The following is a 23,506-nucleotide window of genomic DNA, read 5'->3' as shown; positions in this document are numbered from 1 at the left end:
TCTTTCTCTATTAATATTTTGACTTCTTAGTTCTACCGTCCCAAGCTTCAAAACCGCCTTTGAGCCAGTGGATAGAAACAAAGCCCTTCTTCTTCAAAAAGCGGGCAGCTCTCAAAGTAATTGTATTTGAGTCTGAATAAAGATATACTGGCAAATCGCTTCTAAGCTCACCATATTGATACTTAAGCATTGTATATGGCAAATTGCGTGCCCCCTCAATATGCTTACGCTTAAAAGGTTCTTTTTCACGCAGATCGATGATTTGTGCCTTACGCATGCCCTTCTTGAATTCTTCATTAGTCAATTCGCCACCCAATGATTTGGCTTGGATCTTATTCCATCCCCAAATACCAATGATGATCAACACAATGATTAATAAAATAATATCTAAGACAATCAAAAAATTCGACATAAACTTTAATCTGCCCTTTCATAAAAACTTACAAATATAATGATACCGCTAAACTAATTTACTTGCTATCCTTTTTCTTCTCTTTTAGTTCTTCAATTCGATGTTCTCTACTTAAGATCAATTTAGCCATCATATAATCATGATGATCAATTAGTCCGGCATGATTAATATTATCAAGTTCAAGGGCCATCAATTCAATATCCCAAATTCTTTTACCGACATGAACTAAAATGCCATATTTTTCTAAAAGCTGTTGTACATCGTATAAAGTTTTCATTAGAAGTTGATAACCATTCCTGTTCTAACAGTCCACACTACATAAACAACCAAAACGGCAGCAGCTAAGACACGCCATTTTGGATTGTAAGTCTTCATGACACGATCTCCTAGAATAATTGCCAGTAAGAATCCAGCAATTAAGCCACCAATATGTCCCCAAATATCAATTCCTGGAACAAAGATATCCAGTGCCAAGTTAATTAAAGCTAAAACCAAAGCTTGTCGACCCAAATAGCTGATCATTGGATTTCGAAAATTACGTAGTCCGATCGCGGTCATTGCACCAAAGAGACCAAACAAAGCGGTAGAAGCACCAGCACTTAAACCTCTATCAGCACTAAAGGCTAAACTCATCAAGTTCCCACCAATTCCGGCTAATAAATATGTCACTAAGAATCTAGTATGTCCCATAATTGGTTCCATATATTGACCCATGTAATAAATAATTACTGCATTAGAAACAAGGTGCATTACCCCAATATGCAGAAATTGTGCTGTAAACAAACGCCACCATTGATGCCCTGCTACTACAGCAAAATTATTCATGGCCCCCATTTTCATCAATACATTGACATTTTCAGATCCGCCAAGAAACATTTCAACTAAAAAGACCACTACTAAAATAATCAAAATCCCTAAAGTCACAAATGATTGTGACAAATTAATTTTTCGATTCATTTACAATCCCCTTAATTTAGTTATTTCAATTATTTTAATAGATTCTATCAGTTGTCACAATCGTTTGAACCGGGACATCTGTTTTTTCTACTAGCCAATCCGAGGTAGCAGTTTGCATTGGAGTATTAACCAAAGAAATCGTTCTAGGATTATATTTTGCTAAAAAACGATCATAGTAGCCGCCACCAAAGCCTATCCTAACATGCGAATCAGTAGCAAAAAGAAGACCGGGAACAATTACTAAATCAAGTTCATTATTCACTTTAGCACTTTTATCAGCAATTTCTTCAACACCAAATTTAGATTTAACTAATTTACTCATATAAGTGTAGTGAAGAAAATCTAAAGTGTGATTTTGATCGGTTCTTGCTTTTGCTAAATAGACTTCTTTTCCTAGATCCCATAAACGAGCGATCAATTCAGAGGTATCTACTTCAAAAGGCATGGAGGCAGTTACACCAATAGTTTGACTATTTTTTATTAGATTAGTCCCCATTAACTTTTCTAATAAAACTGCATCTTCAATTTTCTTTTCTTCAGTAGTAGCAAATTCTTTTAATTTTTTTATTTGTATTTTTCTTATTTCTGATTTTTGCATTTTTCACCTAAAAATAAAAAAGTAGCAGGCACACAACCTGCTACTTCAATTTATTACTTAGTTTCACGGTGAAGTGTTGCGCGTCTTTCAACTGGGCAATACTTCTTCAAAGATAAACGTTCCGGATGCTTACGCTTGTTCTTCTTAGATAAGTAACTTCTATCGCCACATTCGGTGCATTCTAAAATGATGTTATCTGCCATTTTTTTCACCACCTACACTTTTATTCTGACTGTACTAGAATAGCATTTTTCAAGCAATTTGACCAGTATTAATTACTTATTTTGTGGAATGAAGCTTGAAATAATCTTGAACCATTGCTTTAGCAACCTGTAAAGTATATGTACCTTCACCATCAGGATCAAGTCCTGGGAATACAACTGCGATTGCTAATTTTGGATTATTAGATGGAGCATAACCGATGAAAGTTGCATTGATTAATTCAATGTTGTGCTTTCTATTAGGATGTTCTGCATCGTAATAGAAAGTTTGAGCAGTACCGGTCTTACCTGAAATTGAAGGTTTAACATTCTTCAGTGGGTGAGCAGTACCCCAACCGTTAGTACCGTGAACTACACGGTAAAACCCTTGTCTTACAACGTTAAGCTCATCTGGAGTCCATGGAATGGATTGTTGAACATTTGGCTTTTTATTGTAATTAATATAGATCTTTTTACCATCTTTGCTTGTCTTACCTACAGATTGCACAATATATGGCTGCATTCTGTAGCCGCCATTAGCAATAGTTGATACATATTGCGCAAGTTGAATTGGCGTATATGCATCATAGTTACCATAGGCCAAGTCAAGTACAGAACCTGATAAAATATTACCTTTAGAGTTAAATGACTTACCCTGAATACCTGAAACTTCACCTGGTAAGTCAACACCAGTCTTTTGTCCTAACCCAAACATTGCAAAGTTACGACGTAAAATGTCAAATGAATTATTGGGCATATGAATATAAGTCTTAGGCACATACTTAGCACCAACCCAATTCATAGCTAAGTGCATCATGTAAATGTTACTGGAAACTTCCAAAGCGGTTTCTGCATCAAGAGAACTGAAAGTACCTACTGGGTAAACTGATTTCTTAACTGGAGAACCTGGCAAGTAAATTGGCGTATCAGGTAAAGTATTATTTGTTGGTGTAATTACTTTATTAATTAAACCACCCGATACAGTCGCTCCTTTAACAACGGACCCCATAACAAATGATTGGTTAATTACGCCTAACGCATTATCCGTAGTTTTACCAGTATTAGTATTTCTATTAATACCGGCAACAGCGAGAAGCGCACCAGTTTGAGGATTCATTGCTACAGCATACGCACCATTGGAATATCGTGCAGCACCTGCCGCTTCAGCAGAACTATAAACACGCTTTAAAGCAGCTTGAACTTGTTTTTGATACTTGGCATCAATAGTTAACATCAAACTTGCACCAGCTTGACCGTTATAAACAGTCTTGGTTTGTTGAATATTACCATTTGATTTAGTAGTTACCTGACTAGTTGACTTCGTACCTTTTAAAAGCGGTTCATATTCTTCTTCTAGATATGACGTACCAACACGATCATTTCTAGAGTAACCATTTCTTAAATAGTACTGTAAGTTATCGCTAGGCAAACCAGATTTTTCAGTTGAAACTGAACCGATAATACTTTGAATTGATGAACCATTTGGATATGATCTTTGCCAGTCAGTTCCGATACCTACACCTGGAAGTTCTGACAAGTGTTCACCTACTTGAGCAATTTCTCTATCCGTTAAACCTTTATTTTTAATATAAATAGTTGATAAAGTGTAGGCTCCTGAAATCTTATTGAAGATCAAAGCTGCTGTTTTCTGTTTTTCAGTCAGCTTAGGATTCATTTTTTCAACATACGCTAATTCAGCTTGATAAACTTCAGAATTAGTCTTCTTATTGCCGCCAGCATCAACCTTAGCTGATTTAGGCAATAATGATTCTATTTTGGTATTATTCTTTTCATCTGCTAAGTAGTAATCAGCCGTCATTTGCTTTGTCGGCTTTTCATCAGTAATCTTGATATAATTACTCAAAGCGTTCGAAATTTGGTAAATTTGCGCCGTCGTAGTCGATGCACTTTTAGTATAAGTAATCGCATTAGTTGCTTTATTACCTACTAATACTCGTCCCTTGGCGTCATACATTACACCACGAGGCACTTGATTTGATACAACTGTGGAATCAGACTGCTGTACCTCGGCTTTAAAGCGAGAACCATAAACCAGTTGCAAATATGCAAGCTGCCCTATCAGCATCGCAAAAAGTACGAGGATCACACCCAGAATGATTCGCATTCTTATTGGTGTTGAGGACTGTTTATTTGAACCAGTCCCACTGTTTTTTCTAAAATAGTCCACGTAAATCTTCCCTCACTAAAACTGTATGTATTTTAACAAAAACTGAACGTTAATTCTACGATTGAGAATGGAGATTAGAGAAATCTTAAGATGAAGAAATTTTTTATTACGCACAATTTATTAGAGAAAGAAAAAATACTTTATTTAATGAGTTTTATTTTACCGGGATTAATCTTTTTTAGTTACTTTTTTTATACTAAAAATGGTGTTTTAACGGTTGATCTGGGACAACAATATGTTGACTTTCTTGCATTTTTTAGACACAACTTATTTACTCACCCATTTAATTTAATCTACACTTTTTCAAATGGATTAGGTAATTCGATGCTAGCCACAGATGCTTATTATCTACTTAGTCCTTTTAACCTATTATTATTTGTATTTCCGCAACACTTTTTACCAAAAGTAATTTTATTAATCATCACATTAAAAATTGCTACAGCTGGATTGACTAGTTACTATTACTGGAAACAAAAAATTAATGACTTTTACGCTTTAGCTGCCAGCGCAGCCTATGCACTATCAGGTTATGTTGTTTCTAACCACTATAATTTGATGTGGCTTGATTCTGTTTTACTATTACCTTTATTAATTGAAGCAATTGACCGAGTTTTAAACGGTAAGAAAAATCATCTAATCTTGATTACTTTTTTACTATGGTTTACCAATTTTTATACTGCTTTTATGGCACTATTTTTCGGATTGCTATACTTGTTAACTCAGCTTTTCTTCATCAATAAAGATAAACGTGGGGCAATTTTTATAGAATATCTAAAAAGAAGCGTACTTGGTTCATTTTTAGATGCATTCATGTTGCTACCTGTTTTCATTGAAATGCTTCAAGGTAAGGCAACGGCTTCTGCACAATGGTCGCTGAATTTTCAATTTCCACCTTATGAAGAACTAGCTAAGCTTGCTGCAGGTGCCTATAACTTCCATGAAATGCAGGAAGGGATGCCCAGTATTTATATTGCCTTACCATTCGTTTTACTTACTATTCTTTACTTTTTAAGAAAACAAATTACTTGGCAAAGAAAATTAGCTAACGGCCTATTATTAATATTTTTAATCGCATCCCTTTTCTGGACGCCACTAGTTCTACTGTGGCATTTAGGTCAATTCCCCGTCTGGTATCCCGGTCGCTTTAGCTTTGTATTAATTTTCTTTAGTTTAAATTTAGCCATCATCGCTCTAAAACAAACGGAGAAAATTTATCTCTGGCAAATAGGAATCTTAGCTATTTTAGCTATTGGATTAATTATTTTTTGGCTTTTTAATCAAAAAGATTTTGCATTTTTAACTCAAGACGCATTAATCGCTTCAGGTGCATTTCTAGCACTTGCTCTTTTATTTATTTCCTTAATCTATCGTAAGCATAGCTTAGCCGCCCCATTCTTTTACTTAGTTGTAGAACTTGAATTAATCGTCAATTTGGTACTATCACTTGGAAATTTAGCCTATCAAAAAGATGCTGACTATCAAAATTTTGTTCAAAATACGGCCCAAGTTACCCAATATGAAAAACAAATCGACGATAACTTATATCGAACTGAAAAAACTTTTTATCGTTCAGATGATGATCCTTTTAGCTCCAACTACTATGGTATTAGCAATTTCAATTCAATTTCTGATCAAAATGTTTTAAAGTTGCTAGATAACTTCGGCTTTTTAAACAACAGCAATTCTTATACTAACTTTGGTAGTACTCCAATTACTGATGACCTATTTGGAATTAAATATTATATTTTACCTAATGATGATATTACTCCCCTTAAATCTAATAAGCAGATGAAATATGATAATTCTAACCATCGAATCGATGTAGGGGACTACTTAATTCAAAAAAGATTCAATCAACTAATTCTAATGAAAAATCCCGATGCAGCATCACTTTTATTTTTATCGCCAAACAAAACTAAAAAGATTAAATTTGATCCAGCTAACATCACTATTAACCAAAATAAATTTTTTCAAACTGCTACAGGTTCTAAAGCTCAGCTTTTCCATAATGTCATTTGGCCTGATCCTAAAAAAATTAATGTTTCTAGTTGGGACGGCGGTTGGATGCAATATTCTAAAAAGAAACACAACAAAGAAAGTCGCGTCGTCTTCAATTTTAGACCGCAAACCGATGACTCATATTACATTGAATTACCTGGTGAAATTGATGAAAATACGACTAATATGTATGTTAATGGTCAAAGCATCAATCTAGATGTTCGCGACCAAAACACTCGCTTAATTAATCTCGGCAGTAAACAACGGGGACAACGTATTCAAATAGTATTTACTCTAAAAAATAACAATTTAAACCTAACTTCTGCTAGTATTTGGCGTTTGAATGTCCAAAGACTTAATCATGAAATGAATATTTTCAATAAAAAACAGCCAGTTATTAGGCAAACTTCCCCTTTAGTCATTAAATCTAATACTTTCACTATTAATAAAACCATGACGATGAATTCCACTATTCCTAACAACTTCAATTGGTTAGTTCTAGATAATGATAAAATCATAAATAAAAATAAAATTCTATTTATGAATACCTTTTTAAACTTTTCATTGAGTAAAGGAAAGCATAAAATTACCCTTGTTTATATCCCGTGGATATTCTTAGTTGGTATCCTAATTAGCCTCTTAACTATTATAATTTTATTAAGAATTGGATAAAAAGCAGGCATGATAACGCTAACAGCAAAAATAATGCTGGACCAACCACCCAAAAATGTAATAAAATGTATACGTTATCATTCGGATAAATTAATAACAGAAAGAAGATTTGAATATGGCTCTTAAATACCAAATTGGTGTCGATGCAGGTGGTACTCACTCAACTGCAATCGCATATGACGAAAATGGCAAAGAACTTGGTCGTGCCGAAGGCGGTCCAGGTCAAATTAACGCTGACTACGAAGGCGGAATTACTAACATCTCTAATACAATTAATGAATTGTTAGACAAGATTGATGGCGACTGCATGCGCGTACTTGTTGGTATTGCAGGTCTTTCAGTCGTAGGTAACGCTCCAGAAGTTGCAGCAACCATTTCATCACGAATCAACAACTTGCCAACTCGTGCAATTACTGACTCACTTCTTGCACTTTACGCTGGTCTTGAAGGTGACGATGGTGCCTTAGTTATCGCTGGTACTGGTTCTGTTTACAATGGTTTGCAAAATGGTCACTTAATCGCTGTTGGTGGTTACGGTAACATTTTGGGCGACGAAGGTTCAGGTTACGCCATTTCTCGTGCAGCTATGCAATCTGCTCTTCTTAGCTGGGACAAGCGTGAAGAAAATGGTCTTATCGATATGTTCACCAACTTATTCAATGTTGAACACATGGATGAATGTAATGCTAAGTTCTACAAGATGTCTAACCCAGAAGTTGCTGGTATGGCTGTTCACGTTGCTAAACTTGCTGATGCTGGAGATAAGCACGCAGTTGCAGTTATCAAGGAACAAGCTCACTTACTAGCTCGTGACATTATTATTGGTTTGAACCGTTACGAAGATCCAAAGCCAATGAAGATTGCTTTAACTGGTTCTGTTTTAGCTAACAACGAAATGCTTAGAGGTCTTGTAGAAGACGAAGTTAAAGAAGAATATCCTGACGTTATCTTCTCAATCTCAAACGGTGAAAATGCACGTGCAGTAATCTTTGACAAGAGCAAGGATTATCGTTACTTCACTAACCATACAAATTATTAATTCTTTTAATTACAAATATTTTTTCAACGAAAAAGCAATACAAGTTTGGTTAAACTTGTATTGCTTTTTTACTTCTATATTATTTCAAAGCTGTATTAGCTACTTTAATGTATTGATTGATACCAATTTGATAACAATCATATTTGCCTACTTTAGTAATCTTACCACCATGTAAGACATCAACGGCTAATCCCCGCTTAAGTAGAACACGTTTATTATGAACTTTATTTGCTTTTCCGTTTAAATTATAAACATAAGAATTCTTGATCAAAATAAGTCGCTTAAGTTTTTTATTTACTCTCGTTGATGTCACCTTAATGTAGACATTCTTACTTACTTTATAATATTTATGTTTTCTAATATTTACTTCTTTAGGATTGTATAAAACAACGCCCTTCTTCAAAATAATATCTTTACCATGTTTTCTGGCTACTTTACCTTGATAATCAAATGCAAAGATATTTCTTGGCAAAGTAATCGTTAATTCAGTAGATAAAGTTTGCTTATCATTAATGTTAGTTGAATTATCATCCGAAAGAGGTTGAACTTTTCTTGGTACAGTTGGAACAACTTCAATTCCACTGTCACCTGTACCGTTACTTGGGTCTTCAGAGTTAGTGGCATTTGGATCGTAGTTGACCGTTAAAGTTTTGAATACTTTATTACCCACTTGATCAATTAATTCAATATTAAAGATATGTGTAGTTGGCTTTCCATTCTCATCATCAAGATTTACTTCTTGCTCAAAGTCATAGCCTCCATATAAGTTAGGTGTTTTTTGATTTGGGTCACCATACATTCCTGGAATATAATTGAAGCTTGAACCATTAAATTGAGTAAATACATTATCACCATTAATGTATACACTATAGTCATCCAAGTCATCGTTAGCATTACCAGAAATTTTAAATGTTGGATTATTAGTTGTAATTGTTAAGTTGTCAGCACCATTTAATTGATCAACATGCAAAGTTGGCAAAACTGTATCAAGAACAAGAGTAATCGAACCTTTAACCGTATCAATCTTATCTGTTGATGAATCCTTTACCTTATAAATATAAGTAAGTTGTCTTGTAGACGGATCATCCATGTGGAATTTAATTATAAAATTACCATCTTTATCAATTGCAACCCGATTTTCAGGTGCATCTTCATTTGGATTATCTTGTAAAGCAACCAAACTAACTACATCTTTATCTACATGACCTGTAATAGTGAATACTTTAGCAATAGGATCATAATAACCTGCTTTAACTGCTTCTTGTCCAAACGTACTTATATTATTATCATTTACATAATCAAATGAAATATTTGCATTACCATCACTTGGGGCATTGTGGCCTGGATACAGGAATTTACTTGGTCCAAAATCCGACACATCTGCTTGTTCATCAGTAAAATCATCTACGCCTAGCTCATCACGATTACTATAAACATGAGATGAAGCATCTGGTTTGTAATAAACACCAATATAATTTCTATCACTAATGGCAGTCGGATCTGTTACTTGCTTAGCATTATAAGTTGGTCCATCAATTTCAACCCAACCTTGTAAAAGGGCTCGACGATTAATACCCGTTTGAGGATCCGGATTAATTGAAGTATGAATATGGAATGTTGCTACACCATCTTTTACTTCACCAACATATGTTTCACCAGTAAAGTAATCTTTTGCAAAAGCCTTAACATTATTTCCTTTTGGCACTGCTGCTTGAACTATTGCATCATTTGGATCAGCTGCATCAATTGAATAAACTGAAACACCAAATGATCTTTCACTACCATCAATATGCTGCCAAGCAAAATCAGCTTTAGGAGTATAGGTGGTAAATTGTCTTAGCACATTTTGGCCATTTTCATCAGAAGTAAATACTAAATTTTGTTCATCTAAAGAAACCGGTAAAACAAATTCACCATTTGGAGCAACTTGCACTAACTTACCATTAACGTAGAAGTTTTCAGTAGCACTACCACGTAATAAGTAACTATTATTCTTATCACTATAATCTTGAGAATTGGAATTAAATGGTACACCATTAACAGCATTCCAAATAGCAATCTTGTTACCATCACCCACACTTGCTACATCAAGTGTTTTAACAGCAGTATTATCTGCCACATCGCTTAAACAAACACTCACTTTATTATGAGCAGCAGTTAGAGCCTGTTGTTCTAAAGGAGTTAAAGCAAAACTAAAATGTCCTATAGTCTTGTCAGTATTATCAAATGTTGAATTATCATTATCGTTTAATTTAAAACCAAAAACTCGATCATTTATAGTTACAGTAGCATATGAATAATCAGTAAATCCTGCACCTGCATCAGAATATGTTCCAGTAATAGTTTTAGTAGTAACATCATATTCTACATCTTTTAAAATTGGAGCAGTAGTATCAATAATTACTGACGTATCATTGGTTTGAACCTTATGTGGTCCATCATTGTAAAGCGTAGCAACAAAGCGATAAGTATATTGACCATCTGGTGCAACTTCCATTTTACCCGTTTTGTAATTATAAACTTTACCATCCCAATTAAATTTACCAGAATCAACACTAATTAAGGCATCAACGGTACCAGTACCATCTTCGTTATAAGATTTTTGAACACCATGTGCATCTGCTAATACACGAACAACATTTCCTTTAGCATCTAGAATTTCTACCTTTAAATCTTGAAGATTCTGCTTTAAATATACATATGGCATAATTAAGTCGCTCTTATTGTCACCATTAGGAGAAAATGCAACCTTACCGCTTTCATACAGCTTAGCAACTTCTTGCCAATTATAGTTACCTTCAATATTAACTAATTCTTTAAGTGATTCTTCATCAGCAATCCCACGTGGGTAATTGTCTTCATTTGTTAAGCGATTACCTTTAATATCTGGCTTATCTTCGTTAGCTTTCTTGTCAAAGACATCCTCAGATGTCATGTCACCATAGTAGCCTAAATAAGGTACTGACAGAGACAACTTATCCTTAGAATTAGTAAAATTCAAATATCCTTCAACCAATTGATTCTGCTTTAAGCCAGTTAAATTTAAAGTAAATACTATTTTTTTAGTCTCTTTAGGATTTACCGTAATAGTATTGGGACCAGTAACTCGTGCGCCCGCTAATTGAACATCATGGAATAATCCAGTATCAGTATCTCTAACCTCGGTAAAACCACCACCTAAATCATCAAAAGTATAAGTTTCTGTATTATCAGTTAAATTGTGGAAAGTTAGTTCAAAATTAGTCGTTTCTTTAATGTTACGTAAACTAACAGAGCCTGTACCATCATTAGCTAAAATATAAACAGGTGCTTTAGTTGCTGCACCAACATTAATCTGACCAGCACCTTGTCTTCTTGGAGAAACAATAGTTGTGAAGCCTTGTTGAATTTGCGGATCAGCAGTATTCATTAATAGTGCTTTTACAGCTGCTACCAAATCTGCACCTTTTAATTCAGGATTAGTTTGTTGCAATCTTTGTCTAACTAATGCAGCAGCACCGGCAATAAACGGACCTGCCATTGAAGTACCACTCATAGTAGTATAACCGTTGTCATTAGCCAAAGAAATCACATTGCTACCAGGCGCAGAGACATCAGGTTTCAAAGTAAAATCTGGTAATGGTCCCCAAGATGTGAATGTTGCCATATCACTTTTATCACCCAAGCCTGATGTTTCTGCTGCTCCAGTAATGGCACCACGAGCAGCACCGGGATCCGCAACAGTACTAGAGCTGAAAGGTTCATAGTTACCCACATGTGTACCAGCTTCATAATTATCTAAGTCAGTAACATTGCTTGGATTTTGAATTGAAGCAGCATTACCGTTATTAGAAGCTGAGATAGAAACAATTACACCATGATCAATAGCATATTGAACCGCTCTTTGATCTGCAACATTGAGATCAGCAGCTGCAACCCCTCCACCTAAAGACATTTGAATTACGTCTGCTCCTAAATTAGTTGCATCATAGATTTCCTGTGCTAAGTCTAATGAAGTAGCATTGTCGCCAAAGACTTTAAAATGCATTAATTGTGCTTCTGGAGCAACTCCAACCACATATTCTTGATCACCATTTGGTTGACCATCAGCAGCTATAATTCCTGAAACATGTTGACCGTGAGGCTCACCATCAGGCCCTTTCATACTTTGGTTTTCATGATCTACTGCATTGTACACAAAAGGAAACTTAGAATTTATATAAGTACCGTAACCTAATTTTGCGATCAACGCTTCTATTTCAGCTTGAGAAAGCTTAGGATTTTCAGGCATCGTTTGAAAGTCTTTATGACTTGTATCAACACCTGAATCAATAACTGCAACTACAGTATGTTGTCCCTTATAGCCTTGATCCCAAGCATCCTGAACATTTCCCTTAATATGGTCTTGGTTATTAGCTGGAAGCTCAACACCATTAGTATCTTTTTGTCCAGCTTGATCATCGCTTGATTCTTTATATACTGTCGAACTGGCTACTGTAGACGGTACAGTATTATTTGATTGCTGTTCAGTTTGATTAGAATAACCAGTGGTAGAAATTTTTGTAGTTTCAGCTTGAGAACTATTATTTTGTTGATCTGATTGATAATTATCAGGCCATTGATCTGTTAACTTGTTACCAGTCCCTGGTCTTCTTATAGCTTGCTGGCTGCTTGCCCTATTCTCATTTACATTTTGTTGTGTATCAGATGATTGTTGATCTTTATTATTTTGTACAATCGTAGTATTTACTTGTTTATCATTTTGAACAGTAATATCATCAACTTCATCTGCCTTTACAGAATGAGCTGAAAACAACATTGTAGTGCCAGATGCTAATGCAATAATAGCAGCTGTAGCAAAATTTTTTCGCCAAATTTTTAATTTACTATCATTTTCTTTACCAGTTACTAAATTTAAATGGTTCCTAGATTGATTAAGGTAACTGTAGTCTGTAGTTACACTCCCCACTTTTTTATTTCTCATATTATTAACTCCTATTTTCCTTTTTTGATAGTTTTTATGAAATTTATGTTAATATTAATACTACCAGATTAAATTGTCTATATTTTTTAATAATTTTCCTCTTATTTTATAATTATTAATATATAAAAAATACTTCATAACCTTAAAGGTTACAAAGTACTTTCAAACATTAATACGAATATTTTTCAGAAAAAATTGTAAAAATTAAACTCGACTTTTTGCTACGATGAACAAAGTATACGCTGTATTCCACACAAGTAGGATTATCATCATTGCAACACGACTATTACAAAACAATAAAACCAATATAGTTCCTACAATGAATATCAAAATCAATAAAGCAATGTTTCTATTACTAAATTGACACAAATTTTTGCTATAAACTCCATTTATAAATAAAGCCCTTAGTGACTTGATGATGATTGATAATTTTATCAGAAAAAATCACATAACTTGTAAACATCATACAAAATGAAGCAAACAATAATATAGCATAAATAAAGGTGTCTTATTATTAAAATAGTTAGCTAAATTAACGATAGCTTCCCCAAATGCAATAATTATAATCAAGCTAACTCGTTCAACTAAATGTGGAAAATTAACTTTTTTAGCATTAAATTTTTTATATAAAAATATTGGCAATAAGAAACCAAAAATATATCCAGCAATTACGCCGTATATACCATTTGGATAACCAATAATTAACCCAATTAGAGCTAATACCAACTCAATTGTTAGTATTAGAACAAATACTTGCTTATCATTTTTCTCATCTTTTGACGTACCCAACCAATATTACATGATCAAATCAATAAGCATTGCTACCATGGCTAAATTAAAATATCGAAACGTTATACTCCAGTCGGTATTAATATTGTTTGCTAGATAAACTGCCACAAACATATTAAATAGCAAGCCAACTATATCAAAAAAACGATTTTGACTATAGCGATTGAAGTATAAACTCTGATACAGCCATACTTGCATTACTACAATAACTACCAACAAAAATTATAATAAAGTAACTACCGGAATAATTCCATTTACAGGATGATGAATCATTGCTGTAATTTTAGAAATCGTATAAACAAAAACCAAATCGTAAAAAAGTTCAAACATCCCTACCGGTTTAGTAATCATCTTTTTCATTTTTCTTCCTTCTGCTAGTTTTACCAATATTTGATCAATGGTGAATTATTACGTCCATGACGCGTTTGATATAAATGTTCTTTGACAATTTCAGTTAATACTTCCGCTAACTTATCTATTTGCTCAACAGTTGCATATTCATAGCGACCATGATAATTCCCACCACCATTGAATAAATTAGGAGTTGGGATACCTTTTTGCGTGATAAAGTTACCATCTGTTCCACCTCTAAATGTTTGAATGTGAGGCTTAATCCCCAACTTTTTATACGCATCAAGAGCTAGATTAACCACATAAGGCTTGTCTTTAATCACATTATAGATATTTTCATATTGCCGACGCATCTTTAATGAAAAACGTTCGCCATATTTCTGATTAAGTTTTGCAACAATTTCCTCAATTAGTTGCTCTTTAGCGGTAAATTTATCCCAGTCAAAATCCCTAATAATTAAACTAATATCTGCATGATCTACTGAACCTGCGGCATTTAATACCAAAATAAAGCCATCATGATTTTTAGATTTTTCCGGAACTTCATCTTTTGGCAATTGATTCAAAAATTCGTTCATTAGGCTGGTCGCATTCACCATTAAGCCATACGCCTCACCTGGATGAACGACCGTACCGCGAATGTGAATTTGTGCTTCAGTTGCATTAAAAGTCTCATATTCAAAGTCACCTGGTCGTCCATTTTCTAAAGTATAGGCTAATTCGACACCAGGAAAATCTTGGGGATCAAATCTTTGACCACCATATCCAATTTCTTCATCTGGACCAAAGCCAATATAAATATCACCATGCTCAATCTCAGGATGTTCGCTCAAATACTTAAGCATCCCTAAAATCCCAACAATCCCTGCTTTATCATCTGTTCCAAGCAAAGTGTGACCATCAGAAGTAATCAAAGTTTCGCCTTTACAACTAGCCAAGGCAGGGAATTCTTTGGGATCAAGATAAATATTATTCTCTTTATCTAAAGCAATCCTCTTACCATCATAATTGCGATGAATTTGAGGCTTAATATTTTCGGCATTGAAATCAGCCGTATCAATATGTGAGAAAAAGCCAATCGGTGTTACATCGTCTTCAACATTTTTCTTTAAATACCCAATGGCAAAACCATTTTTTTCATTATAATATGCAACAAGACCTATTTCTTTTAGAGCTTTCGCAAGTTCTTTTCCCATCTTAACTTGATTAGGTGATGAGGGAACCTGATCATGATTTTCTTCATAAGATCTAGTATTTTGCTTAACATAATGAATAAAAGTGTCTTCTAAATATTTCAAATCATAAAAAGCCATATAACGGCACCTGCCTTCAAACTTAATTTTATTTTCATTCTACTCTTAGTAAAGAAAAAATGAAAATAAAAAAAGGCAATCCTCAGATCGCCTTTAATTCTTAAGCATCAAGTTTTACTTGTTCTTCAGTTGTTCCAAGTGTTCCTTGATCTTATCAGCTGCTGCTTGAAGCTTTTCACGTTCATTTGAAGTAAGTTTCAATTCAATCACTTGTTCAATTCCATCACGACCAATAATTGCAGGATAGCCAATATAAGTCTTGTATTCTGGATTGTATACTGATACAGGAGCATATAAATGAGCATCAGAAAAGATTGCTTGAATAAGCCTTACAGCACATGTAGCAATTGCGTAACTAGTGTAGCCTTTTCCATTTGCAACCACAAATGAATTCTTGTTTGGTACCTTATTTAACTTTCTTTGTTCATTTTCGCTAAATAATTGAATAGCAATCTTGTTGTTAACACGAACAGTGGACCAAGCGATAAATTGTGATGAACCATGTTCACCCAAAACCCAACCTTCAACATTTTTTGGATCTTGACCTAGCTTTTCACCAATAATTCTTTGCATTCTTGCAGTATCCAAGAAAGTACCAGTACCTAAAACTTGGTTCTTACTTAATCCAGTAGTTTCTTGCAAGATTTGTGCAACAGCATCACATGGATTAGAGATATTAAGAAGTACACCCTTAAAACCAGTGTTCTTAATCTTTTCACCGACTTCTTTTGCATTCTTAGCGTTAAGTTCAAATTCACCAAAACGATCGCCAGTCTTGACACTAGCCGCAATATCACCAAAAGCAGTTACAATAATATCCGCATCTTTTAATTCATGCCAATCTTGCATAGTTACACGAACGTAGTAATTATTTCTTGATAAAGAATCACGTAAGTCATTATATTCAGCAGCAACTTTATCTTCATTTTTATCAATTAAAACTAATTCGTCAGCAATTCCATGAGTAAACAAAGTATATGCTACAGTAGCACCTACATGACCCATTCCGATTATACCTACTTTTCTCATTTTAAAAATCCTTTCTAATAACACAAAAGAGGAGTATCACCCACTCCTCTTTTTTATTTATTAAGCTTCAACCTTGTTAATTACAACGTCAAATTGGCCACCAGGAGTGGTAATTGATACAGTTTCACCCTTCTTCTTACCAAGCAAAGCTTGAGCAATTGGTGAATCATTTGAAATCTTGCCATTCAATGGGTCTGATTCATCACTACCTACAATAGTGTAAGTTTCTGGATCATCTGTGCCAACTTCAGTATAAGTAATGGTCTTACCAACTGAAACTTCATTTGGATCAACGCTTTCAGCGTCAACAACTTGAGCATACTTAAGCATTTCTTCTACTTGAGCAATTCTGTCTTCCAAATGACTTTGTTCATCTTTAGCTGCATCATATTCAGAGTTTTCTGATAAGTCACCGAATGAGCGCGCAACCTTAATACGTTCAATTACTTCTGGACGTTTAACTAATTTTAAATTCTTTAATTCTGCTTCAAGTTTTTCTTTACCTTCAGCAGTCATTGGATAAGATTTTTCAGGCATAATTTTTAACTCCTCAGAAATTAAATTTTCTTTGCACTGATCAATAATATTGGTTTACACCAGTAAAGTCAACCTTTAACGTACTTTAATATCAAGATCATTTTCTAAGCCAGCAATGATCTTGTCCATTGCATTATTAACAACTTTATCAGTTAAAGTATCTTTTCTATTTAAGAAAGTCAAGTTATATGCGAAACTCTTCTTTCCAATAGCAATATGGCTACCTTCGTAAACATCAATTACTTTAAGATCAACTAAATATTTACCTGCGTTAGATTTAATTACATTTTCAACTTCTTGGTTAGTGATTTCTTTATCTACTAAAAGTGAAAGATCACGCTCAATTGCTGGGAACTTAGGAGCTGGAACAGCAGTCATTCCCTTAGTAAGCATTGGAATAATTGTATCAAGATTGATTTCATAACCGTAAAGTTCTGCACCACGAAGTGCCTTATCAGCTAAAGTTACAGCGTGAGCAATCATACCAATCATACCTACATATTGCTTATCAATATAGATAGCAGCAGTTCTAGTTGGGTGCATGCCTAATATTGGAGCGGCTTCATAAGTTACCTTTTCAGGATCAATACCAATTGCAGTAAATAAATTAGTTAATTGACCTTTAACAAAGTAGAAATCAACCTTTTGAGTCAAATGTTGCCAATTTTCAGCAAAAGTATTACCTGAATATAATGCAGCAAGATGTTCATGTTCATTAAATGTACCACCTTCGTGATCATAAACACGACCTTGCTCAAACAATGCTAATTGAGTTTGCTTTCTAGCAAAGTTATAGCTAGCTGCATCAACCAAACCAGTCATCAAGTTTTGACGCATTACTGAACGACTTGAATTCAAAGGCATTTGTACCTTAACAATGTCCTTAGGATCCTTTGTGTATCGAACAGCTTTTTCAGGTGAAGTCAATGAGTAAGAAATAGCTTCCATTAAGCCCTGACCTTCCACAATTGCCTTCATACGGCGCATCATTTCTTCTTTTTCTGAGTAACCGCCATGAGTTTCAGCCAAAAGTGGTTGGGTTGACTTCAAATTATCATAGCCGTAAATACGACCAACTTCTTCAACCAAGTCAGCAGGAATTGAAATATCCCATCTTCTGTTTGGAACATGAACAGCAATATTGTCACCATCTTGGTCAACTACAAAGCCTAAACGATCAAAAATTTTGATCATTTCTTCAGCACTAATTTCTGATCCTAAAACATCATTAATGTGTGAAACGGTAGTTTTAACTACAACTGGTTCACGCTTAGTATCAGTTGCTTTAATAATTCCTTCGTCAATAGTAGCTTGTGCATCATTTCTGAGTAAAAGTGCAGCCATGTTAATAGCCTTTTCGGTGGCATCCCAATTAACACCCTTTTCATAGCGACTTGAAGCTTCAGTACGGTTAGCATGACGAAGAGCAGACTTTCTAACCAAAGTTGGATCAAAAATTGCTGATTCAAGAATTACATCAGTAGTTTCCGAAGTAATTTCTGAATTTAAGCCACCCATAACACCTGCCATCATTACAGGTTTTTCACCATCGGTAATAATGATGTCACGAGGATCAAGTTCAACTTCTTTTTCATTAAGTAAAGTCAACTTTTCACCCTTGTTAGCCAATCTAACTTCGAGCTTACCCGTTTCAAAAGTTTTTGCATCATATGCATGCATTGGTTGACCAGTTAAAAGCATTACATAATTAGTCACGTCAACAACATTGTTAATTGGACGAATGCCTGCATTCCAAAGACGTCTTTGCATCCAAAGTGGTGATGGTTGAATCTTAACACCAGTCAATTTACGCAAGTAGAATTTCGGAGCTAACTTTTCATCAACATTTGCTTCAAGAGAACTAGTCCAGTCTGGACCATCTTCTTTTAAGACTACATCTCCAATCTTGGGCTTTTGATCTACAATAGCACCAACTTCGTAAGCTGCACCTTCCATACCTAAAGTATCTGCACGGTTTGGTGTAATATCAAAGTCTAAAATATAGTCGTCCATACCTAACGCTTCATAAACATCTTGACCAGGTTTAACGTCAGCATCTTCTGGGAAAACATAAATTCCATCAGCAAATTCTTCAGGTACAACACTATCACTAAAACCGATTTCTTGTAAGCCACAGATCATACCATAACTTTCGATACCACGAATCTTACCCTTCTTAATCTTTTCATTACCGGCAATTCTTGCGCCATGAAGAGCAACAATTACTAATTCACCTGCAGCAACATTAGGTGCACCACAAACGATTTGTAATGGTTCATCTTCACCAACATCAACATGAGTTAAGTGAAGGTGAGTACCTTCAACTCCTTCACAGTCAATAACTTTACCTACAACTAACTTCTTAAGGCCCTCTTCTGGATGCTTAACATCGGCAATTTCAACACCAGTACGAGTAATCTTTTCAGCTAAAGCATGAGGTTCTTGATCTAAATTAAGAAAATCTTGTAACCAATTATATGAAACTAACATCTATTACTTTTCCTCCTTGCGGAATTGTTCTAAGAAACGAACATCGTTTGTGTAGAAGTCACGAATATCATCAATGCCGTATTTCAAAATTGCGAAACGATCAAGTCCTACACCGAAGGCAAAACCACCGTAAACGTTTGAATCAACACCAGCATTTTCTAAAACATTAGGGTGAACCATACCAGCACCTAATACTTCAATCCAACCAGTGTATTTACAAATTGGACAACCTTTACCATCACAATTAAAACAAGATACATCCATTTCTACAGATGGTTCAGTGAAGGGGAAATAACTTGGACGTAAACGGGTTGCTCTATCTTGCCCAAATACGTGCTTAGCGATCATTTCCAAAGTACCCTTTAAATCGCTCATAGTAACGTGCTTGTCAATAACTAACCCTTCCATTTGCATAAATTGGTGAGAGTGAGTCGCATCATCGTCATCACGACGGTATACCTTACCAGGACCAACCATCTTAAGAGGACCCTTTGAGAAGTCATGCTTTTCAAGCACACGAGCTTGGTCACCTGAAGTTTGAGATCTAAGCAAGTTTTCATCATTAATGTAGAAAGTAGCTTGCATATCACGAGCTGGGTGATCCTTTGGTAAGTTCATCATTTCAAAGACATAGTGATCTGTTTCAATTTCTGGACCTTGTACAACTTTGTAACCCATACCAATGAAATAACTTTCAAGATCATCCAAGATGATATTAATTGGGTGCTTGGAGCCCAAATGCCCTTCACGACCTGGCAAAGTAACATCAATTTTTTCTTCTTCAAGTCGTTTAGCTAAAACTGCTTTAACAATGTTTTCCTTTGCTTCGTCTAATTGGGCATTAAACAAATCACGCAATTCATTAACTTTTTGACCCACTTCACGTCTATTTTCTGGTGCAACATCACGCATTGAGTGCAAAATCTTAGTTAATTCACCCTTACGACCAACAAGTTCGACTCTTACTTCATTCAAAGTCTTTTCATCAGTAGCTTTACTGATTTGCTTAAGTCCTTCTTCATGAAGCTCTTTTAACTTATCAAATAAGTCCATTAAATCTTTCCTTTCAAAACAAAAAAGCCCCGTCCCTAAATAGGGACGAAGCGTCGCGGTACCACCCTAGTTTGAACATAAATATGCCCACACTCAAGTTTTCGATAACGGTGAAATACCGGAATTGATTAGATTCTACTCCCAAGATGAAATTCACGATTATCATTCTATCTTCTCTTTCAGCTTTTTAAAGAAGATTCTCTGTCTAGAAATTAACCGTTACTAGTCTTGATCTTAGTAATTAATTAATATGATATTTCTTTTTTGGAATTCTTGCAAGCCCTAAGCCCATTTATCAGCCCAATTATGAACTTGATCAAATACTGGCTTAAGATCTGCCCCTTTTTCAGTGAGGCCATAAGAAATGATACCAGTATTTTTATCTACGCTTCTCTTAACGATTTCTTCTCTTTCTAATTCTTTTAGTCTTTCAACTAAAACACGATCAGAGCAAGCTTCGATACAACGAGCTAAATCTTTAAAACGCATATCTTCTGTGTCACACAATGAACTAATAATTAATCCATTCCATTTTTTACCAATTATTTGAAAAGCATTGATAAAATGACAACATAATTCATAATTTTCTGGTTTACAAGGAATAGTCTCCTTTTTTTCCTTAACTTCTTGCATAAAAATCCCCCATAATCTTATAGATTGCAAATAAAAATCTATATACATTTTTATTGTATTACTATAAGTTATTATAGAAAATTCACTTACTAATTACAAGCGTTAAGCAAAATGGTAAATCATAATTCCTGCAGCTACTGCAGCATTTAAGGACTCAGCCTTACCCTTAATCGGAATATATAACTTTTCATCACTTAAACTAGCAATTGTACTACTTACTCCATGTGCTTCATTACCAATAATTAAGGCTAATTGTGGTACTTTTTCAAAATCTTGCAGTTGCTTAGCACTCTTATCAAGCATACTTGCATATACTGGAATAGCAGCATCTTGAAAATCTGTAATTGCATCTGCCAAATCTCGCTTAATTAATTCAATGTGAAATTGACTTCCTTGCATGGCACGTTGCGTCTTTGGATTATATAAGTCTGCGCTTTCTGAAGATAATACGACACCATCAAAACCGGCTGCATCCGCAGTTCTGATAATAGTACCCACATTGCCAGGATCAGCTAAATTATCAAGTAAAACCCATTTACCATAATTAAATGGAAATTCTCTTGGTTGATCAATTTTAAGAACCATAAAGATCTCTTGAGAATTTTTAGTACTACTCAAATGACGTGCAATTGCTTTATTAATTAAAATTACATTTTTACCATCTAATTCAAGATTATAATCTTCATTTACCTTATCGAGTGCCTCTTCAGTACCTAATATATATTGATATTTTTTGCCAGCTTTAATTGCTTCTTCAAATAAGTGAAAGCCTTCAATAAGATAACTACCTTCATCATCACGATACTTTTTTTGATTTAATTTAGCTAACTTTTTTATTGTCGCGTTATTAACGGAACTAATTTGTTGCATATTTGATCTCCTTTTATTATGTTCATTCAATTAAATAAAATATACCATAATTTCAATTAATGCTAATGGAATAATTGAACATGGTAAAATTAGAGATAGAATTATTTTTTTAAGAGGTTTAATCTATGGAAACTAGAAAATTAATCGTTTCAGGAATAGTACAAGGTGTTGGTTTTCGCTGGAGCACACAAGCTTTAGCTAATAAAATGAATATCCCAGGTACCGTAAAAAATAATCCAGATGGCACCGTCACAATCTATTTACAAGGTGAGTCTAGCGATATCGATCATTTCATCGAAAAATTACCTTCTGCTTCTGGCTTTGCACATATTGAAAATATTGAACAAGAATCAGTTCCAAGTGTAGAAAAAATGCACGACTTTCATGTATTATATTAAGTATGTATTTTTAGATAGAAATTAAGTGGTGATTTATTTAAATGAGAAAAATCAAAAAATATATGGGAGTTGTAGCTCTTGTTTTAGTAGCTACACTTGTGTTGAGTGCCTGCGGGGCAACTAATAATCCAAATGTAACGCCACATAGTGGTATTTACGGCTGGGTTTACCAATGGTTAGGTCGTCCTTTACAAAATATCATGATCCAAACAGCACACATGATCGGTGGTGAAAATGGTGCTGGTTGGGGTATCGTGATCATTACATTTGTAGTTCGACTCATTTTGATGCCTCTTATGTTGGTTCAACAAAATAAGAGTGTTCGTCAACAAGAAAAAATGGCTCGCTTACAGCCTCAAATGAAGCTGATCCAAAATGCAATGAAGCATAAGGGCATTACACCTGATCAACAAATGACTCTGTCAGGGTGGCAAAGAGAGCTGTATTCAAAGAACCAGGTTTCCTTAACCGGTGGTATTGGATGTCTTCCTTTACTTATCCAATTACCAATTATGTGGGGAATTTATCAAGCAGTATTCTACTCACAAGAATTAGCTCATTCAACTTTCTTTGGTATTTCACTTAGCCAAAAGTCAGTTGTCTTAGCAATTATCGCTACTGTCTTCACTGTTATCCAAGGCTACATCTCTACAATCGGTATTCCTGAAGAACAAAAGAAGACCATGCAATCCATGATGCTATTTAACCCAATCATGACATTGTTCTTCAGTTTATCATTCTCAGGTGCCTTAGCACTTTATTGGGCAGCAGGTAACTTTGTAATGATTATCCAACAATTGATTGTTACCTTTATTCTTACTCCCAAGGTTAAGCAACACGTTGCAGACGAATTAAAGGAAAAGCCTGTTGAAGTAGTTGTTACTAAGGAAAAAGTCGCTTCATTGTTTGATACTGATTCAACAAGCGGCAGTAAGAATAACGAAGCTAAAAAAGAATTACACCAAGATTTACGTAATCGTAATAAAGGTAAGCAACAAAGACGTAAGTAAACAAAA

At 34.6% G+C, this 23,506-nt stretch carries 20 protein-coding genes and 1 other annotated feature; of the genes, 4 read left to right on the top strand and 16 right to left on the bottom strand.

The window, feature by feature from the left end; translation table 11 throughout:
* Window positions 1-10 precede the first annotated feature (10 nt).
* The 6 genes from SO785_RS01415 to SO785_RS01390 all read right to left on the bottom strand — a co-directional run bounded on the left by SO785_RS01415 (window position 11) and on the right by SO785_RS01390 (window position 4,355).
* Entirely contained in the window at window positions 11-412 is a 402-nt protein-coding gene (locus SO785_RS01415) for a rhodanese-like domain-containing protein (protein ID WP_003548248.1), read from the bottom strand.
* 58 nt (window positions 413-470) lie between these two features.
* Entirely contained in the window at window positions 471-689 is a 219-nt protein-coding gene (locus tag SO785_RS01410; RefSeq protein WP_003548250.1) for a YqgQ family protein, read from the bottom strand.
* Window positions 689-1,369, bottom strand: coding sequence for a rhomboid family intramembrane serine protease (locus tag SO785_RS01405; RefSeq protein ID WP_011254484.1), 681 nt, complete (start codon window positions 1,367-1,369; stop codon window positions 689-691). The genes SO785_RS01410 and SO785_RS01405 overlap by 1 nt, the downstream gene beginning before the upstream one ends.
* A gap of 34 nt (window positions 1,370-1,403) precedes the next feature.
* A complete protein-coding gene (locus SO785_RS01400; protein WP_003548253.1) occupies window positions 1,404-1,967 on the bottom strand; it encodes a 5-formyltetrahydrofolate cyclo-ligase in 564 nt (187 codons plus the stop codon).
* A gap of 53 nt (window positions 1,968-2,020) precedes the next feature.
* Window positions 2,021-2,170 (bottom strand): 50S ribosomal protein L33, encoded by a 150-nt coding sequence (gene rpmG, locus SO785_RS01395; RefSeq protein WP_003548272.1) that lies wholly within the window; start codon window positions 2,168-2,170, stop codon window positions 2,021-2,023.
* Between the two features lie 76 nt (window positions 2,171-2,246).
* Complete coding sequence (locus SO785_RS01390) at window positions 2,247-4,355, bottom strand: peptidoglycan D,D-transpeptidase FtsI family protein (RefSeq protein ID WP_011254485.1); 2,109 nt, start codon at window positions 4,353-4,355, stop codon at window positions 2,247-2,249.
* A 90-nt stretch (window positions 4,356-4,445) separates the two neighbouring features.
* Between SO785_RS01390 and SO785_RS01385 the strand changes: the two genes are divergently transcribed.
* Together SO785_RS01385 and SO785_RS01380 are read left to right on the top strand one after the other, a co-directional pair.
* Complete coding sequence (locus tag SO785_RS01385) at window positions 4,446-7,025, top strand: YfhO family protein (protein ID WP_003548276.1); 2,580 nt, start codon at window positions 4,446-4,448, stop codon at window positions 7,023-7,025.
* A gap of 115 nt (window positions 7,026-7,140) precedes the next feature.
* Entirely contained in the window at window positions 7,141-8,064 is a 924-nt protein-coding gene (locus SO785_RS01380) for an N-acetylglucosamine kinase (RefSeq protein WP_003548278.1), read from the top strand.
* Window positions 8,065-8,143: 79 nt separating this feature from the next.
* Here SO785_RS01380 and SO785_RS01375 read toward each other — a convergent pair whose 3' ends face one another.
* The 10 genes from SO785_RS01375 to SO785_RS01330 all read right to left on the bottom strand — a co-directional run bounded on the left by SO785_RS01375 (window position 8,144) and on the right by SO785_RS01330 (window position 22,092).
* On the bottom strand, window positions 8,144-13,027 hold the full coding sequence (locus tag SO785_RS01375) for a S8 family serine peptidase (RefSeq protein WP_021874133.1): 4,884 nt from the start codon (window positions 13,025-13,027) through the stop codon (window positions 8,144-8,146).
* A gap of 462 nt (window positions 13,028-13,489) precedes the next feature.
* On the bottom strand, window positions 13,490-13,816 hold the full coding sequence (locus SO785_RS01370; protein WP_003548282.1) for a low temperature requirement protein A: 327 nt from the start codon (window positions 13,814-13,816) through the stop codon (window positions 13,490-13,492).
* Window positions 13,817-14,038: 222 nt separating this feature from the next.
* Window positions 14,039-14,176 (bottom strand): low temperature requirement A protein, encoded by a 138-nt coding sequence (locus SO785_RS01365; protein WP_011254486.1) that lies wholly within the window; start codon window positions 14,174-14,176, stop codon window positions 14,039-14,041.
* A 20-nt stretch (window positions 14,177-14,196) separates the two neighbouring features.
* Window positions 14,197-15,480: a peptidase T gene (pepT, locus tag SO785_RS01360; RefSeq protein ID WP_003548288.1), complete on the bottom strand. Its 1,284-nt coding sequence runs from the start codon at window positions 15,478-15,480 to the stop codon at window positions 14,197-14,199.
* A gap of 114 nt (window positions 15,481-15,594) precedes the next feature.
* Window positions 15,595-16,509 carry an L-lactate dehydrogenase gene (locus tag SO785_RS01355; protein ID WP_003548290.1) on the bottom strand — a complete coding sequence of 305 codons (915 nt, stop codon included), beginning with the start codon at window positions 16,507-16,509 and terminating at the stop codon, window positions 15,595-15,597.
* 60 nt (window positions 16,510-16,569) lie between these two features.
* Window positions 16,570-17,046 carry a transcription elongation factor GreA gene (gene greA / locus SO785_RS01350; RefSeq protein WP_003548292.1) on the bottom strand — a complete coding sequence of 159 codons (477 nt, stop codon included), beginning with the start codon at window positions 17,044-17,046 and terminating at the stop codon, window positions 16,570-16,572.
* 75 nt (window positions 17,047-17,121) lie between these two features.
* Window positions 17,122-19,536: a phenylalanine--tRNA ligase subunit beta gene (pheT, locus tag SO785_RS01345; protein ID WP_003548294.1), complete on the bottom strand. Its 2,415-nt coding sequence runs from the start codon at window positions 19,534-19,536 to the stop codon at window positions 17,122-17,124.
* A 3-nt stretch (window positions 19,537-19,539) separates the two neighbouring features.
* Entirely contained in the window at window positions 19,540-20,589 is a 1,050-nt protein-coding gene (pheS, locus tag SO785_RS01340) for a phenylalanine--tRNA ligase subunit alpha (RefSeq protein WP_003548296.1), read from the bottom strand.
* A gap of 38 nt (window positions 20,590-20,627) precedes the next feature.
* Window positions 20,628-20,834: a binding site (T-box leader), on the bottom strand.
* Between the two features lie 37 nt (window positions 20,835-20,871).
* Entirely contained in the window at window positions 20,872-21,222 is a 351-nt protein-coding gene (locus SO785_RS01335; protein WP_011254487.1) for a winged helix-turn-helix transcriptional regulator, read from the bottom strand.
* Between the two features lie 102 nt (window positions 21,223-21,324).
* The gene (locus tag SO785_RS01330; protein ID WP_003548298.1) at window positions 21,325-22,092 is read right to left on the bottom strand and encodes a TrmH family RNA methyltransferase; all 768 of its coding nucleotides are present in this window, start codon (window positions 22,090-22,092) and stop codon (window positions 21,325-21,327) included.
* A 125-nt stretch (window positions 22,093-22,217) separates the two neighbouring features.
* On the opposite strand from SO785_RS01330, the gene SO785_RS01325 reads away from it, so the two are divergent.
* On the top strand, window positions 22,218-22,490 hold the full coding sequence (locus SO785_RS01325) for an acylphosphatase (protein ID WP_003548299.1): 273 nt from the start codon (window positions 22,218-22,220) through the stop codon (window positions 22,488-22,490).
* 41 nt (window positions 22,491-22,531) lie between these two features.
* A complete protein-coding gene (yidC, locus tag SO785_RS01320) occupies window positions 22,532-23,500 on the top strand; it encodes a membrane protein insertase YidC (protein WP_011254488.1) in 969 nt (322 codons plus the stop codon).
* The last annotated feature ends 6 nt before the right edge of the window (window positions 23,501-23,506 follow it).

It is taken from the genome of Lactobacillus acidophilus (assembly GCF_034298135.1).
Lineage (GTDB): Bacteria > Bacillota > Bacilli > Lactobacillales > Lactobacillaceae > Lactobacillus > Lactobacillus acidophilus.
This window is presented reverse-complemented; position numbering and strand designations above follow the sequence as displayed.